Here is a 245-nt window from a genome sequence, read left to right as displayed (position 1 = left end):
ATTGGACAACCTGCTGCAGCTTTGGCTTTGGCAATTTCTTCTAAAACAGATGCGGCTTGTTTTGGAGCTAGTACAGGGACTGTAACTGCGGGAACGGTAACAGGGGCTGTGGGAACAGTAACTTATTCTTGGAAAAATGCCTCTAATGCTATAGTTGGTACTACGGCTTCTGTAAGTGGATTACCTGCTGGAACTTATACTGTGACTGTTAGCGATACTTGTTCTTCTCAATCTAATTCTGTAAC

At 43.3% G+C, this 245-nt stretch carries 1 protein-coding gene; it reads left to right on the top strand.

The features are described from left to right. A partial coding sequence (locus ACSVH7_RS15155; RefSeq protein ID WP_438067521.1) for a hypothetical protein occupies nucleotides 1-245 on the top strand: 245 nt, incomplete at both ends.

Source organism: Flavobacterium sp. TSSA_36 (genome assembly GCF_051547165.1).
GTDB lineage: Bacteria > Bacteroidota > Bacteroidia > Flavobacteriales > Flavobacteriaceae > Flavobacterium.
This window is presented reverse-complemented; position numbering and strand designations above follow the sequence as displayed.